This is a genomic window from Streptomyces typhae, from assembly GCF_009755605.1.
Taxonomy (GTDB): Bacteria; Actinomycetota; Actinomycetes; order Streptomycetales; family Streptomycetaceae; genus Streptomyces; species Streptomyces typhae.
Map to the genome: position 1 here is coordinate 1 of NZ_WPNZ01000004.1, position 13,683 is coordinate 13,683.

Genomic DNA, 13,683 nt, shown 5'->3' on the forward strand with positions numbered 1-13,683 from the left:
GGCCGATCAGCCAATGCGCCACACGATTCGCACGCTCATTCAACTCCCCGTACGACCACGCACGAACAGCCGACTCCACGCCCAGCGACCCCGGCCCCTCGGCCACCCGCGCCTCGAACAACGCGGGGAAGGTGGTCAGAGGTCGCGGTGCCTCGGCTGAAGAACCAACAGCGGAAGAGACTTGACGGTCGGTCACGAAAGCTCCAGAAGCTCAAAACGGTGTGCGGGAGTCGAGTGGCGTCGGCGCGGCGAGGAACGCGGGGCCGATGAGGCAAAGAACCCCGCACGGGTGTCTCTGCCGCTGCCGGAGGCGCGGGTGGGACCGGTGGCGGCAGCCACCGCTTCGGTCACCGGGGCCTGCGGCGCGTCGTTGCGCAGCATGAACTCAAGTCGTTCGGCATCAACCAGTTGTTCGACAGAGGGCAGGGGTCTTCCCCGTGCGCTCCGGGGCGGCGCCGGGGAGCACCGGCACCGCTGTCGACGTCATGACTCGCTGCCGCACGACCGGTTCTCGCATTTCCCCCGGTCGGCGATGGCGGCTCCGCGCCATTGAGCTCCCCCTTCAATGAACTGTGCTCAAAAGAGCCCGGAGCGTTCACCCCCACAGTGGTGATCCACGGCCCAGCGACCCGATCGCCGGGTGACCGCTCCGACTCTTCTCACTCGAGGCCCCGCAACGAGAGTGCGTGCCCAGGGGCCAATGCCCCCGCATCCCCGTCGCGTGTTCCTCACGCCGCTACCGAACAGGCGATTGCTGGGCGCCTGTTTCGTTGGTTTTCGGTTCGGCCGGGACGCTCACCCCGTTCCTCGAGCGACCCCCGAACACCAGCAAAGACTCCGTCCTGCGGGCCGAGGAGTCAAGCGCCTTCAGAACCCGGTCGGACTGCTGACGGAATCTTAAACCGCGCCATGGTTACGGGACTTGGACGCCTCGGTCCGGAGGATGTGAACAACAGGTGGGCGAGGCGCCGTCAACCCTTCTCGCGCCTTCGCCGCAAGGGGCCCTGAGCATTGCCGCAGGGGTGTCGGAGCATTGCGTGAAGGGCGCGCCCGGTGAATATCACGGGCAGGATCTTCCACAAACCGGGGAACCGTTTCGCCGAGTTATCAAGAACACGCGTCAAGGTTTCCTATGGACGGCGGAGTTCTTCTGGACGGAGCGGTGATCCGCATATTCGGCACACCGCGGTGACAGAACTCAGAAGACTGCTTTTCGCGGTCCGGCGGTGAGCCTATGAGGGCTCCGCTCCCCCTAGCAAGGTCACGGCACCGGGTGTCCCGTCAGCAGGACACCAAGCCCGTAATGACCTATTTATCACCCTATAACATCCCACAAAACGGACTCCTCCCTCCCGGTTCACCGACTCTGTCCCGCGGGGCGGGCACAGCGATCGCGAGGCGGGCACGGCACTCGTGACTCGCGAGGCGGGCGCGGCACTCGTGCGGCGGGCGCGGGCCGCAACCTCCTCGCAACGTCCGAGGCCCTTCACTGGACGGCGCAGGGACGACTCGCCCACGGACGGGAGACCCACGAGCCATGGCTGACACCCCGCGCGTGGAGCTGACGCCGGCCGCCGCCGACCTGGTGCGGCAGCTCCGGCAGGCCCACGGTCCGCTGATGTTCCACCAGTCCGGCGGCTGCTGCGACGGCAGCGCGCCGATGTGCTACCCCGACGGAGAGTTCCGCACGGGTGACTCCGACGTCCTGCTCGCGTCGCTCACCGTGCCGGGGGTGGCGGAGCCAGTACCGTTCTGGATGTCCAAGACCCAGTTCGAGGTGTGGAGCCACACCCGGCTCATCGTCGACGTGGTGGCGGGCCGGGGCAGCGGCTTCTCGCTGGAGGCGCCCGAAGGGGTGCGTTTCCTCATCCGTTCCCGGCTGGTCGGCGGCTAGCCACCACCGTCTGGTCAAGTCCCCCTGGCACTGGGAAGGTTGGGCGGCCCGACTCCTATCAGAGGGGGACTCGTGACACGACGTACGCAGCGCGGTGGACGGTGCAGAACCGGCTCCCGGAGGTGGGCGGGCGGCAGAGCCGCGCTGACCCTGCTCACGGCTCTGACCACACTGGCCGGTGTCGCTCTCACGGGAGCGGTGCCGGCCGGTGCCGTTTCCGGCGGCGCTGTCGGCGACCCGTCGGGGAACACCCGGATCGCCCCCGGAGTGGCCTACCGCGACTACGACATCCCGGCCGCGAACGGCACCGCCCACGCCCATGTCCTGGACGTGAACCTGCGCGACCCGCGCGTACGCGTCGGCCTGCTCCACCCGGGTGCCGTCGGTGCCCGGCAAGCGGTGTCCGCGATGGCGGACCGGGCGGGCGCGGTCGCGGGCGTGAACGGGGACTTCTTCAACATCACGGAGACCCAGCACCCCGGCGTCGAGGCGACGGGCGCGCCCGTCGGCCCCGCCGTCGCGTCCGGCCGCCCGCTGAAGGCGGCCGTTCCCGACGGCCAGCGGTTCGGGCCCGCCCTGCCGCCCGGCACCACCACCGAGGACGTCCTCGGTGTGGGCGTCGACGGCAGGGCCCGTCTCGACCGTATGAGCCTGGACGGCCGCATCGACTCACGGCAGGGGCGGCTGCCGCTGCGGGGCCTCAACCAGTACGCGCTCGCGGAGGGATCGATCGGGGCGTTCACCAGCCTGTGGGGCACCACCTCACGGGTCCGCGCGACCTGCGGCACCGACACCGACCGGGGCGCGCCGTGCAGTACGGACACCTACGAGGTGACGGTGCGGCAGGGCCGGGTGGCGGAGCGGGCCGAGACGCCGGGCCGCGGCGCCATCGCGGCGGACACCACGGTCCTCGTCGGCCGCGAGGCGGGCGCCCGGGAACTGCGCAAGCTGGCCGTCGGCGAGCGGGTCCAGGTGCGGCACCGGCTCGTCGCGTCCGCCTCGCGGGTGCCGTACGGATTCGCCGTCGGCGGCTATCCGGTGCTGCGGGACGGCGCGCCGCTGCCCGGACTCGACGGCCGGGTCTCCGCGGTGCGCACCGCCGCGGGCGTCTCCGCCGACGGCAGACGACTGTTCCTGCTGGCCCTGGACGGCGCCGCCGAGTACCGCACCGGTCTGACGATCGCCGAGGTCGCCGCCGCTCTGCGCGCCCTCGGTGCGGACGACGGGTTCAGCCTGGACGGCGGCGGCTCGAGCACGCTGGCCGCGCGGGCGCCGGGCGCGCCCGCGGTGTCGGTGCGCAACCATCCGAGCGGCGGCGCGGAACGGCCCGTGCCCAACGGCATCGCGGTGTTCTCCGGCAAGTAGCTCACGGGTGGATGCCGCTGACGATGTCCGCCGTCGCCGTCATGCCGTTGTGGATGGTGGGCGCCACGCTCGTGCTCGCGAGGTAGAAGCCGAGCAGCCCGCACACCACGGCGTGCGACACCTTCATGCCGCCGTTGCGCAGCAGGACAGCCGCCACGATCGCGAGCAACAGTCCCACGGAAATCGACACAGCCACCACGGACCTCCTCCGCCACGCCGGAATCACGCCTTTCGGCCGCAAGTGTGGCGTAGCGGAGGGTTTGTCCGGGTGACCGGCGTGTCTGCCGGACGAGTGGTTTCCCGGGAATCCGGGCGTATCGGCCGTTACCTTCCGCGGGCGTCGAGGAACGTCTGGAGGCCTGCCAGGTCGTCGGTGTTGAGGTGGTCGACACCGGCGGCGAGGAGTTCGCCCCACACCGCGTCGCGGGCGGGGCCCGGCAGGTCGGGGGTGGCCCAGAAGCGGACGCGCTGCCCCCGCCGGTGTGCGGCGGAGACGATGCCGCGCAGCTTCGCACGTTCGGCGGACGGGATCGGCCCGACGCCCCGCCAGGTGAAGTTGAGCGACCAGTTGTCGCTGATGAGCGGGATGAACGAGGCGGGGGCCGCGGTGCCGAGATCGGCGAGCCTGCCGTCGTAGAAGGCGCGGCGCACCCGCTGCGCCTCCATCGGCCCGCGGGCGGCGCGGTCGCCGGAGATCACGGCGGTGACGGCGGAGCGGCGCACCTTTCCGTCGGTGTACGTCGTGAACAGGTGCCGGTGGCGGCGCAGTTGCCGATCCAGTTCGCGGTACGTCGACGCGCCCTCGGTCTTGATGTCGATCAGGAGCTGGAACTGTCCGTGCCAGTGCCGGTACACCGAGCCCTGGTGGCTGCGGACGCGGGCGGCGAGCGGGTCCAGGTAGAGCGACGCGAGGGTGCGGGTCGGGTCGAGGTCCTCCGGGTCGTGGGCGACGAGGAGCTCGCCGCCGACGAGGAAGATGTCGGCCTCGACGCTGGTGAAGCGGTGATCCAGGGCGTCGAGGAGGGGGCGGGGGTGCTCGTAGTCGTTGTGCGCGTGGGCCTGGGCGAGAGGACGGCGGCGGTGCCGACGCGATCCCGCGGGTCCGGCGCCCGGGGCCTGCGCGGCCGCGGTGGCCGGGGACTGCGCGGCCGGGGCCGGGGTGTCCGCGTGGGCCACACCCGGCGCGGCGACGCCGGTGGCGACGGCCGCGCCGAGGGTGGTCAGGGCTCTGCGACGGGTGAGGGCCATGGGTGTCTCCAGGGGACGGTGGATACGGGTGCGAGCGAGCGGAGCCGGACCCGTGGGGCCGGGAGCCCCAGTGAGTATGAGGCCCGGGCCGCTCCACGAAACCCCCCTGCCCTGGGAGTTGCCGCTATCGACGCCGTGCGTTCACCGGGTCCGCTCACCTTGCCTGCCGTACGTCCCCCGGCGCGAGGAGCAGCCGCCTCGGGCACGAGGAGCAGCCGCCTCAACACGTCCGCCACGCACGTCCGGCGCTCCCTGCACACCCGGCACGACGAAGCCGCCTGCCCGGTTTCCCCCGTGGGCAGACGGCTCGCATCGCGTGTCCAGAGGTCGGAGCCGGAGCAGGCGACATGGTGCTCTACCGCTGAGCTACGCCGACCCGAGGTCGACGACGGGATTCGAACCCGCGACCGCCCGTTCCCAAACGAAGTAGCCCGCCCCTTCGCACCTGGACGCCTCCACCGTAGCGGGGGCCGCGCGCAGGGGCACGGGATTATTCCGCTGCCGGGTGTGCGGCGGAACCGCCGGTAGCGCCGGTAGCGCCGGTCAACTCGCGCCACTCCACGGTCCGTTCGCACCACCGCTCGAGGAGCACCCGGTCGTGGCCCACGGCCAGCAGCCCCGCGCCGCTCGCCGCGCGGTACTCCTCGACGACGGCCACGAGCGCGGCCGTCGTGGAGGCGTCCAGCATGGCCGTCATCTCGTCGCAGATCAGCCAGCGCGGGCGCAGGACGAGCGCGCGGGCCAGGCAGGCGCGCTGGAGCTGGCCGTCGCTCACCTCGTGCGGGCGGCGGCCGAGCAGGTCCGCGCCCAGGCCGACGGTGCGCGCGAGCTCCGGCACCCGCTCCGGGACGTCGGCGGCGCGCCCGGTGGCCCGCAGCGGCTCCGCGACGATCTGGGCGAGGGACAGGCGCGGGTCGGCCGAGAGGCGCGGCTGCTGGAAAACGACGCCGAACGCGGTGCGCCGGTCGCGGGGGGCCCGGTGCCGCCAGCCGTGGACCGGTTCGCCGTCGACGACGACCTGCCCCCGGTCCGGCCGGTGCAGGAGCGCGGCGACCCGTGCGAGGGTCGACTTGCCGCAGCCGCTGGGCCCGAGCAGGCCGACGGACTCGCCGGGCGCGACGGTGAGGCTGACGTCGCGGACGACGGGGTCGCGGCGGTCGTACCCGGCCGTGAGGGAGCGCAGTTCAAGCACGGGGGGCCTCCAGCGCGGCGGTGACCGGGTGATGGCAGGCGACCCCGGCCCCGGCGGACACGGGAACGGCCCCGGTGGACGCGCCCCCGGCCCCGGTGGACAGGGGGACGCCCCCGGTGAGCGCGGGGACGGTCCCGCACGCCGCGTCCGCGCGGTCGCACCGGGCGGCGAACGCGCAGCCGCCGGGCAGCGCGGACAGCTCGGGCGGCATGCCGGGGATGGGCGTGAACTCCCGCTCGGGCAGGGCGTTCAGGAGGCCGCGCGCGTAGGGGTGGCGCGGCCCGGCGTCGCCGAAGAAGTCGTCCGCGGCGGCGATCTCGACGACGCGGCTCGCGTACATCACGGCGACGCGGTCGGCGATGCGCTCGGCGGCCGCGAGGTCGTGGGTGATCAGGAGCAGGGCGCGGTCGTCGCCGACGTGGCGGCGCAGTTCGTCGACGGTGCGGTCGACGAGCTCCCGGTCGAGTCCCGTGGTGGGCTCGTCGGCGAGGAGCAGCGGGGCGTCGCCGATCAGGGCGAGGGCGGTCGCGGCGCGCTGGGCGAGGCCGCCGGACAGCTCGTGCGGGTAGCGGTCGAGGTGGCCGAGCGGGAAGGAGGCGCGCTCGGCGGCGGCCGCCGCGGCCTTGCGCAGGTCGGGCCTGCGGACCCCGGCGAGTTCCCGCAGGGTCTCCTCCAGTTGGGAGCGCACGGTCCGCACGGGCGTCAGGTGCGCGGCGGGGCTCTGCGGCACGAGGCCGACGCGCCGTCCGCGCACGGTGCGGGCGAGGGTGCGCTCGTCGGCGGTGAGCAGGTCGGTGCCGTCGCCGAGGAGGGCGGCGCCTGCGGTCTCGGCGTTCTCGGGCAGCAGGCCGAGCAGCGCGGAGGCGAGCACCGACTTGCCGCAGCCGCTCTCGCCGACGAGGGCCAGGCACTCCCCCGCGGCCAGGTCGAAGCGGGCGTCGGTGACGGCGGCCACATGGGTGCCGCCGTGCATGCGGAAGCGCACGGAGAGCCCCCGCACCGAGAGGGCGGGCGCCGGCGCGCCGGCGGGGGGAACGGGCCCGGTCACAGCATCAGCTCCGATCGACGGCGCGGGTTGATCCGGTCGCGCCAGGCGCCCGCGAGGCCCGCGATCGCGAGGGTCGGCACGATGATGAACAGGCCGGGGAAGAGCGTCGGCCACCAGTCGCCCGCAAGCAGGGAGCTGCGGGCGCCCTGCACGAGGGTGCCGAGGCTCGCCTGGTGGGTAGGCAGGCCGAGGCCGAGGAAGGACAGGGCGGACTCGTGCCAGATGGCGTGCGGGACCATCAGGACGGCGGCGAGGCCTGCCTGCGGCAGCACACCCGGCAGCAGGTGCCGCACGGTGACGCGCCACCGGGACGCCCCGCCGGAGATGGCCGCGTCGACGTAGGGGCGCGAGCGCAGCGACAGGACCTCGGCGCGCACGATGCGGGCCGTGGACAGCCAGTGCGTGAGCGCCACGGAGATCACCACCGGCCAGACGCCCGGCCGGAACATCGCCACGATGAAGATGCCGAGCAGCAGGTGCGGCACGGAGGAGAAGACGTCGACGAGCCGCATGACGACGCGGTCCACCCAGCCGCCCGCGGAGGCGGCGAGCGCGCCCACGGCGGTGCCGATGACGGTGGCCACGACGGCGGCGACCACCCCGACGAGGAGGGAGACGCGGAGCCCGTACACGCAGCGGACGAGCAGGTCGCGGCCCACGTCGTCGGTGCCGAACGGATGCGCCGCGGAGGGCGGCAGGAGCTTGTCGGCGAGGTGCACGGCCTGCTCGTCGAGGGCGACGAGCGGCGGCACGATCAGGACGGCGAGGACGACCGCCGTGACGATCGCGGCGGAGCTCCCCACGCGCCAGGCGCGGGTGGAGCGGGAGGCCTTGCGCGCACCCGCGAGGGACCGGCCCGCCACGGGGCGCCAGCGCGTCACCGGGTCGGCCGCCGTGCCGGGGCCGGTGGTCGCCTCGGTGTCAGCCATCGAATCCCACCCTCGGGTCGGCGAGTCCGTAGAGCAGGTCCGCGAGCAGATTGCCGAGCAGCACCGCGACGGTGGCGAGCGCGGTGAGCGCGGCGAGCAGCGGGAAGTCGACGGACGTCGCGGCCTGTACGGTCGCGGCGGCGATGCCGGGCCAGCTGAAGACGGTCTCCACGAGCAGCGCCCCGGTGATGAGTTCGGGCACGCGGGAGCCGACGAGTGTGAGCACCGGCAGCATGCCGGAGCGGAACGCGTGCTTCAGGAGCACGGTCCGCTCGGCGAGGCCGCGGGCGCGGGCGCCGCGGACCGGGTCGTCGCCGAGCGCGTCGCCGACGCCCTGGCGTACGTACAGGACGAACCAGGGCAGCTGCGAGACGGCGAGCACGGCGGCGGGCAGCACGAGGTGCCTGCTCACCTGCCCGGCCGTCACGGCGACGCTGGAGGTGTCGGTGAGCCCGCCCGCGGGCAGCACGCCCAGGTGGAGGGCGAACAGCCACACGGCGAGCAGGCCGAGCCAGAACGGCGGCGCGGCCTCCAGGGTGTAGGCGAGGGAGGTCACGCAGCGGTCGAGCCAGCCGCCGGGGCGGCGCGCGGCGAGCACGCCGAGCGCGGAGCCGACGAGGATCGCGAGGACGAACGCCGTCGTGGCGAGCAGCACGGACCAGCCGATGCGTTCACCGATGGCGTCCGCGACGGGCTGGCGCAGCGTGCTGGAGTCGCCGAGGTCGCCGTGGAGGGCCGCGGTGAGCCAGTCCCACCAGCGGGAGACCAGGGGCTTGTCGACGCCGAGGTTGGCGCGGAGCTGGTCCAGGTTCTCCTGGGACGCGGTGAGCCCGGCCGTGCCCGCGTACGCCTTGACGGGGTCGAAGGGCGAGGCCTCGGCGACGGCGAAGACGCCGAAGGTGACGGCGAGCAGGACGGGGACGGCGAACGCCGCCCGTCGTCCCACGAGCCGCGCCATCGGGCCCCAGGGCAGGGACCGGGTCACTTCTTCGGCTGCCAGTCCTCGACGTTCCACCAGGGCCCGGAGGCCAGGCCGTGGTCGTGCGGCTCGACCTGGGTGGTGAGGTCGCCGTAGGACTTGTCCACCACGTACAGGTGGTCGATGTGGGTGAGGAAGGTGTAGCCCGGGTTCTTCACCAGTTCGCGCTGGACGGTGTCGTAGGCGGCCTGCCGCTTCGCGTGGTCGCCGCTCCTGCGGGCCTCCTCCAGGGCCTTGTCGACCTTGGGGTTGTCGTAGTGCGCCATGTTGTTGAAGCCGTCACCGGCGAGGGAGGACTTCAGGAGCGTGTACTGGTCGAAGTCGGGGTCGGCCGGGGAGCCGCCGCCCGCGAGGACCGCGTCCTTGGGCATGCGCGGCTCGATGACCTCCCAGGTGCCGGACTGCACCTCGACCTTGATGCCGAGCTTCTTGGCGTCGGAGGCGTAGGCGAGCGCGTGGTCCTGGCGGAGCTTGTCGCCGGAGAGGTACCAGAGCGGGAACTTCGCCTGGACGCCGTCCTTCTCGCGGACGCCGCCCTTGCCGGGCTTCCAGCCGGCGTCGTCGAGGATCTGCTTGGCCCGCGTGACGTCGAACTTCCGCTCGGTGCCCTTGGTGAACCAGGGGCTGTCCGTCGGGACCGGGCCGTAGGCCTCCTTGCCCGCGCCCTCCAGGATGGAGTCGACCATGGTCTTGCGGTCGACGCCGACGTCGAGCGCGCGCCGTACGGCGGTGTCGCCCGCGACCTTGTTGCCGGTCGGCAGGGTCACGACGCGGTAGTCGAAGGTCTTGGCCGCGTACGTCTTCTTGTCCGCGTCGGACTTGAAGGTCCCCGCGAGGTTCGGCGGCAGGATGGCGCCGTCGAGGTCGCCGGTGCGCAGCCGGGTGGCGCGCAGGTCGTCGTCCTTGACGATCGCCATCGTGAAGTTCTTGATCTTCGGTGCGCCGCCCCAGTAGTCCGGGTTGGCCTTGAAGACGAGCTTCTCGCCCTTGGACCACTTCACCAGCTCGTAGGGCCCGGTGCCGATCGGCTTGGTGGTGAAGGCGCCGCTGTTCACGTCCTGCTCGCCCGCGACGTGCTCGGGCGCGATGGGCAGTACGGTGCGCTCGGCGAACGGGGCGTAGGGGTACTTGAGGTGGAAGACGACGGTGTCGTCGCCCTTGGCCTCGACGCTCTTGACGGCGTCCAGCTCGGTCTTGGAGGCGTTGTTCGTCTTCTTGTCGAGGATCGTCTCGTACGTGAAGACGACGTCCTTGGCGGTGAAGGGCTTGCCGTCGCTGAACTTGACGCCCTTGCGCAGCTCGTAGGTGTACGTGGTGCCGCCGTCGCCGACCTTCGGCAGCTTCGCGGCGAGCGCGGGCTTCAGCTTCATGTCCGCGTCGTGCGTGAGCAGACCGTCGAAGATCTTGGAGTTGCCGTCCTTGCCGTAGCCGAGGAGCGGGCTGAGGGTCTCGGGTTCGTACGCGATGCCGACGACCGCCGACGTCGCGGACCCGCCCTTGTTGCCGTCCGGCGACGAACAGGCCGACGCGGCGACCACCAGTGCGGCGGTCGCCGCGACCGCGCCCGTGGTCCGTATGGATCGGGCCCTCATGCTCCACACCCCTACTGAAGATCAATCCTTCTTGCGAACAGCTCGCAATTATGCCTCACGTAATGGGTGCGTAACGGAGGGGTGTCCTACAGCTTCCGGAACAGGCCCAGGTCAGGGCGATGGGAGCGCGACCAGCTCCGCCAGGGCCTCCTTGTGCTGCCCCGCCGTACCGAGCCCGATCGAGTCGGCCTTGGCGCGCTTGAGGTAGAGGTGGACGGGGTGCTCCCAGGTCATTCCGATGCCGCCGTGGAGCTGGAGCGCCTCCTCGGCGGCGCGCACCGCCACGGGGGACGCGTGGGCCTGCGCGAGGGCCGCGGCGAGGTTCGGCTCGTCGCTGCCGGTGGCGAGGGCGTCGGCGGCGTGCCGGGCGACGGCGCGGGTGTTCACCACGTCCAGCCAGAGCTTGGCGAGGCGGTGCTTGAGTGCCTGGAAGGAGCCGACGGGCCGGTTGAACTGGTGCCGTTCCTTCGTGTGGCGGACGGTTTCCGCCAAGCACCACTCGGCGATGCCCAGCTGCTCGGAGGCGAGCAGCCCGGCCCCGGCGCGCAGACCGGTCCGTACCGGGGTGCCCGCGCGCGCGGCGAGCCGCCGGGCCGGGGCCCCGTCGAAGGTGACCGCGGCCAGCGGGCGAGTGCGGTCCAGGGAGGTCTGCGGAGTGACGGTGACGCCGTCGCGGCCGGTGTCGACGGCGAAGAGGCCCTCGGCCGTCGGGACGAGCAGGATGTCGGCGACCGCGGCGTCGGCGACACCGGCGACCTCGCCGCGCAGCGCCCCGCCCGAGTACCGCACCGGCGTGCGGACGGGACCCGGCGCGTTCGCGAACGGCACCGCGAGCCCGCCGACCGTACGGCCCGACGCCAGCGCGGCAAGCAGGTCCGCGGCCTCCTCCCCCGGGCAGGCGAGCAGCGTCTCGGTGGCGATCACCGCGCTCGTCAGGAACGGCACCGGCGCCACCGCCCGGCCGAGTTCCTCCAGGACGACGGCGGCCTCGCGGTGCGTGGCGCCCTGCCCGCCGTGGGTCTCGGGCACGAGGAGCCCGGCCAGACCCATGCCCTCGGCGAGGGCCTTCCACAGGTCGCGGTCGTGCGGATGCTCCGACTCGGTGCGGGCGAGGACGCCGGCCGCGTCGCAGCGGTCGGCGAGGAGGGAGCGCACGGCGGACCGCAGCGCCTCCTCTTCCTCCGTGTAGAGCAGATCGGACTGTGCGGGCTTCACCGTCATCGGGCCAGGTCCTTCCAGGCGACGTCCTTGTCGGTGCGCGGTTCCTGCGGCAGTCCGAGGACGCGCTCGGCGACGATGTTCAGGAGCACCTCGCTGGTGCCGCCCTCGATGCTGTTGCCCTTGGCGCGCAGATAGCGGTAGCCGGCCTCGCGCCCGGTGAAGTCGACGAGGTCGGGCCTGCGCATCGTCCAGTCGTCGTACAACAGGCCCTCCTCGCCGAGGAGTTCCACTTCGAGGCCGCTGATCTCCTGGTTGAGCCGGGCGAAGCCGAGCTTCATGCCGGAGCCCTCGGGGCCCGGCTCTCCGGCGGCGAGCTGCTGACGCAGGCGTTCCCCGGTGAGCCGGGCGGCCTCCGCCTCCACCCACAGCGTGAGGAGGCGCTGGTGCAGGTCGTGGGTGCGCAGGTCGGGGCGCTCACGCCAGGCCCGCGCGACCGGGGCGATCATGCCGCCCTCGCGCGGGACGCGCATGCCGCCGATGGCCACACGCTCGTTCATGAGGGTCGTCTGCGCGACCTTCCAGCCGTCGCCGACCCCGCCGAGGCGCCGGGTGTCGGGGATGCGCACGCCGGTGAGGAAGACCTCGTTGAACTCGGCCTCACCGGTGATCTGGCGCAGCGGCCGCACCTCGACGCCCGGGGCGGTCATGTCGCAGACGAAGTACGTGATGCCGCGGTGCTTGGGCACCTCGGGGTCGGTGCGGGCGATGAGGATGCCCCAGCGGGCGGTGTGCGCGCTGGACGTCCACACCTTCTGCCCGTCCACGACCCAGTCGTCGCCGTCGCGGACGGCGCGGGTGGAGAGCGCCGCGAGGTCGGACCCGGCGCCCGGCTCGCTGAACAGCTGGCACCACACCTCCTCGCCGATCCACAGCGGCCGCAGCAGGCGGCGCTTCTGCTCGTCCGTGCCGAAGGCCAGGACGGTGGGCGCGGCCATGCCCAGGCCGATGCCGATGCGGCGCGGGTCGTTGTCGGGCGCGCCCGCGGCCGCCAGCTCGGCGTCCACCACGGCCTGGAGCGAACGCGGGGCGCCGAGGCCGCCGAGGCCCTCGGGGTAGTGGACCCAGGCGAGCCCGGCGTCGAAGCGCGCCCCGAGGAACGCGGTGTGCCCGGTGGTCGCCACCGGGTGGGCGGCGAGCAGGTCCCGGGTGCGGCGGCGGAGTTCGGCGGCGGTCGTCTCGGCGGCGGTCATGCGGCGGCCTCCCCGGTGAGCGCGGGCAGGACGGTCACGCGGCCCGTGGTGGTGCCGTCGGCGACGCGCTGCACGGCGCTCGCTGCCTCGCCGAGCGGCACGCGCTCGCTGATCAGCGGCTTGATCGCGCCCTTGGCGGCCAGCTCGGTGAGGTGGTCGTGGCACTCCAGGACGGCGCGGGGGTCCTTGGTGTTGTACAGGCCCCAGTGCAGGCCGACGATCGAGTAGTTCTTCACCAGGGCGTGGTTCAGGGCGGGCGCGGGGACGGTGCCGCTCGCGAAGCCGACGACCAGGATGCGGCCCTCGAAGGCCACGCACTTCGCGGACTTGGCGTAGGCGTCGCCGCCCACGGGGTCGTAGACGACGTCGGCGCCGCGACCGCCGGTGGCCTCCTTCACGGCGGCCACGATGTCGTCCGCGCGCCGGTCGAGGACCAGGTCGCAGCCGAGGCGCCGGGCGGCCTCGGCCTTGTCGGCGCCGCCGACCACACCGATGACGGTGGCGCCCGCGGCCTTGCCGAGCTGCACCGCGGCGCTGCCGACGCCGCCCGCCGCCGCGTGCACGAGCAGGGTCTCGCCCGCCTGGAGCCGCGCGCGCCGGTGCAGCCCGAACCAGCCGGTCTGGTAGCCGATGTGCAGGGCCGCGGCCTCCGCGTCGTCCAGGGCCTCGGGCGCGGGCAGCAGGGCGGCGGCGTCCGCGACGGCGTACTCGGCGAAGCCGCCGTGCGGCAGCGCCGGGGTGGCGATGACGCGCCGTCCGTCCTCGGTCTCGCCGCAGATCTCCACGCCCGGCGTGAACGGCAGCGGCGGAGTGATCTGGTACTGGCCGCGGCACAGCAGCGCGTCCGGGAAGTTGACGCCCGCGGCGCGGACCTTCAGGAGCACCTGCCCGTCGCCGGGCACCGGCCGCTCGGCCTCTTCGAGCCGCATCACCTCGCCGGGCTCGCCGTTGCGGTGTACGTGCCATGCGCGCATGCGGGGCCTCCACGCCGTAGTCGACCGTGCTCAAGACGCATACTAAGCGGT

13 protein-coding genes are annotated in these 13,683 nt (G+C 73.2%); 2 read left to right on the forward strand and 11 right to left on the reverse strand.

Annotation, left to right across the window (positions count from 1 at the left end; translation table 11 throughout):
* Positions 1-196: hypothetical protein (locus tag GPA10_RS42055; protein ID WP_214660344.1), on the reverse strand; the 196-nt coding region annotated here is incomplete at its 3' end.
* A gap of 1,341 nt (positions 197-1,537) precedes the next feature.
* On the opposite strand from GPA10_RS42055, the gene GPA10_RS08840 reads away from it, so the two are divergent.
* The gene (locus GPA10_RS08840; protein ID WP_157165015.1) at positions 1,538-1,894 is read left to right on the forward strand and encodes a DUF779 domain-containing protein; all 357 of its coding nucleotides are present in this window, start codon (positions 1,538-1,540) and stop codon (positions 1,892-1,894) included.
* Between the two features lie 144 nt (positions 1,895-2,038).
* Complete coding sequence (locus tag GPA10_RS08845; RefSeq protein ID WP_079086639.1) at positions 2,039-3,259, forward strand: phosphodiester glycosidase family protein; 1,221 nt, start codon at positions 2,039-2,041, stop codon at positions 3,257-3,259.
* Between the two features lies 1 nt (position 3,260).
* On the opposite strand, the gene GPA10_RS08850 is transcribed toward GPA10_RS08845, so the two are convergent.
* The 10 genes from GPA10_RS08850 to GPA10_RS08895 all read right to left on the reverse strand — a co-directional run bounded on the left by GPA10_RS08850 (position 3,261) and on the right by GPA10_RS08895 (position 13,632).
* Positions 3,261-3,455 (reverse strand): hypothetical protein, encoded by a 195-nt coding sequence (locus GPA10_RS08850; RefSeq protein ID WP_058849850.1) that lies wholly within the window; start codon positions 3,453-3,455, stop codon positions 3,261-3,263.
* A 128-nt stretch (positions 3,456-3,583) separates the two neighbouring features.
* Positions 3,584-4,507 carry a phosphatidylinositol-specific phospholipase C/glycerophosphodiester phosphodiesterase family protein gene (locus GPA10_RS08855; protein WP_157165017.1) on the reverse strand — a complete coding sequence of 308 codons (924 nt, stop codon included), beginning with the start codon at positions 4,505-4,507 and terminating at the stop codon, positions 3,584-3,586.
* 490 nt (positions 4,508-4,997) lie between these two features.
* Complete coding sequence (locus GPA10_RS08860) at positions 4,998-5,699, reverse strand: ABC transporter ATP-binding protein (protein ID WP_343040554.1); 702 nt, start codon at positions 5,697-5,699, stop codon at positions 4,998-5,000.
* Positions 5,692-6,672 carry an ABC transporter ATP-binding protein gene (locus tag GPA10_RS08865; protein WP_157165209.1) on the reverse strand — a complete coding sequence of 327 codons (981 nt, stop codon included), beginning with the start codon at positions 6,670-6,672 and terminating at the stop codon, positions 5,692-5,694. Before GPA10_RS08865 ends, GPA10_RS08860 begins: the two co-directional genes overlap by 8 nt.
* Before the next feature lie 71 nt (positions 6,673-6,743).
* On the reverse strand, positions 6,744-7,676 hold the full coding sequence (locus tag GPA10_RS08870) for an ABC transporter permease (protein WP_157165018.1): 933 nt from the start codon (positions 7,674-7,676) through the stop codon (positions 6,744-6,746).
* Complete coding sequence (locus GPA10_RS08875; RefSeq protein ID WP_058849846.1) at positions 7,669-8,661, reverse strand: ABC transporter permease; 993 nt, start codon at positions 8,659-8,661, stop codon at positions 7,669-7,671. Before GPA10_RS08875 ends, GPA10_RS08870 begins: the two co-directional genes overlap by 8 nt.
* Positions 8,658-10,247 (reverse strand): ABC transporter substrate-binding protein, encoded by a 1,590-nt coding sequence (locus GPA10_RS08880; protein ID WP_157165019.1) that lies wholly within the window; start codon positions 10,245-10,247, stop codon positions 8,658-8,660. Before GPA10_RS08880 ends, GPA10_RS08875 begins: the two co-directional genes overlap by 4 nt.
* A 111-nt stretch (positions 10,248-10,358) precedes the next feature.
* Positions 10,359-11,468 carry an acyl-CoA dehydrogenase family protein gene (locus GPA10_RS08885; RefSeq protein ID WP_157165020.1) on the reverse strand — a complete coding sequence of 370 codons (1,110 nt, stop codon included), beginning with the start codon at positions 11,466-11,468 and terminating at the stop codon, positions 10,359-10,361.
* The gene (locus GPA10_RS08890; RefSeq protein WP_157165021.1) at positions 11,465-12,658 is read right to left on the reverse strand and encodes an acyl-CoA dehydrogenase family protein; all 1,194 of its coding nucleotides are present in this window, start codon (positions 12,656-12,658) and stop codon (positions 11,465-11,467) included. Before GPA10_RS08890 ends, GPA10_RS08885 begins: the two co-directional genes overlap by 4 nt.
* Positions 12,655-13,632: an NADPH:quinone oxidoreductase family protein gene (locus GPA10_RS08895; RefSeq protein ID WP_157165022.1), complete on the reverse strand. Its 978-nt coding sequence runs from the start codon at positions 13,630-13,632 to the stop codon at positions 12,655-12,657. The genes GPA10_RS08890 and GPA10_RS08895 overlap by 4 nt, the downstream gene beginning before the upstream one ends.
* Between the last annotated feature and the right edge of the window lie 51 nt (positions 13,633-13,683).

Bases quoted from the DNA above. Each gene is read 5' to 3' on its own strand.
- GPA10_RS08890 (WP_157165021.1), bottom strand. From the start codon at position 12,658: ATGACCGCCGCCGAGACGACCGCCGCCGAACTCCGCCGCCGCACCCGG.
- GPA10_RS08855 (WP_157165017.1), bottom strand. From the start codon at position 4,507: ATGGCCCTCACCCGTCGCAGAGCCCTGACCACCCTCGGCGCGGCCGTC.
- GPA10_RS08895 (WP_157165022.1), bottom strand. From the start codon at position 13,632: ATGCGCGCATGGCACGTACACCGCAACGGCGAGCCCGGCGAGGTGATG.
- GPA10_RS08865 (WP_157165209.1), bottom strand. From the start codon at position 6,672: ATGCACGGCGGCACCCATGTGGCCGCCGTCACCGACGCCCGCTTCGAC.
- GPA10_RS08885 (WP_157165020.1), bottom strand. From the start codon at position 11,468: ATGACGGTGAAGCCCGCACAGTCCGATCTGCTCTACACGGAGGAAGAG.
- GPA10_RS08880 (WP_157165019.1), bottom strand. From the start codon at position 10,247: ATGAGGGCCCGATCCATACGGACCACGGGCGCGGTCGCGGCGACCGCC.
- GPA10_RS08840 (WP_157165015.1), top strand. From the start codon at position 1,538: ATGGCTGACACCCCGCGCGTGGAGCTGACGCCGGCCGCCGCCGACCTG.
- GPA10_RS08870 (WP_157165018.1), bottom strand. From the start codon at position 7,676: ATGGCTGACACCGAGGCGACCACCGGCCCCGGCACGGCGGCCGACCCG.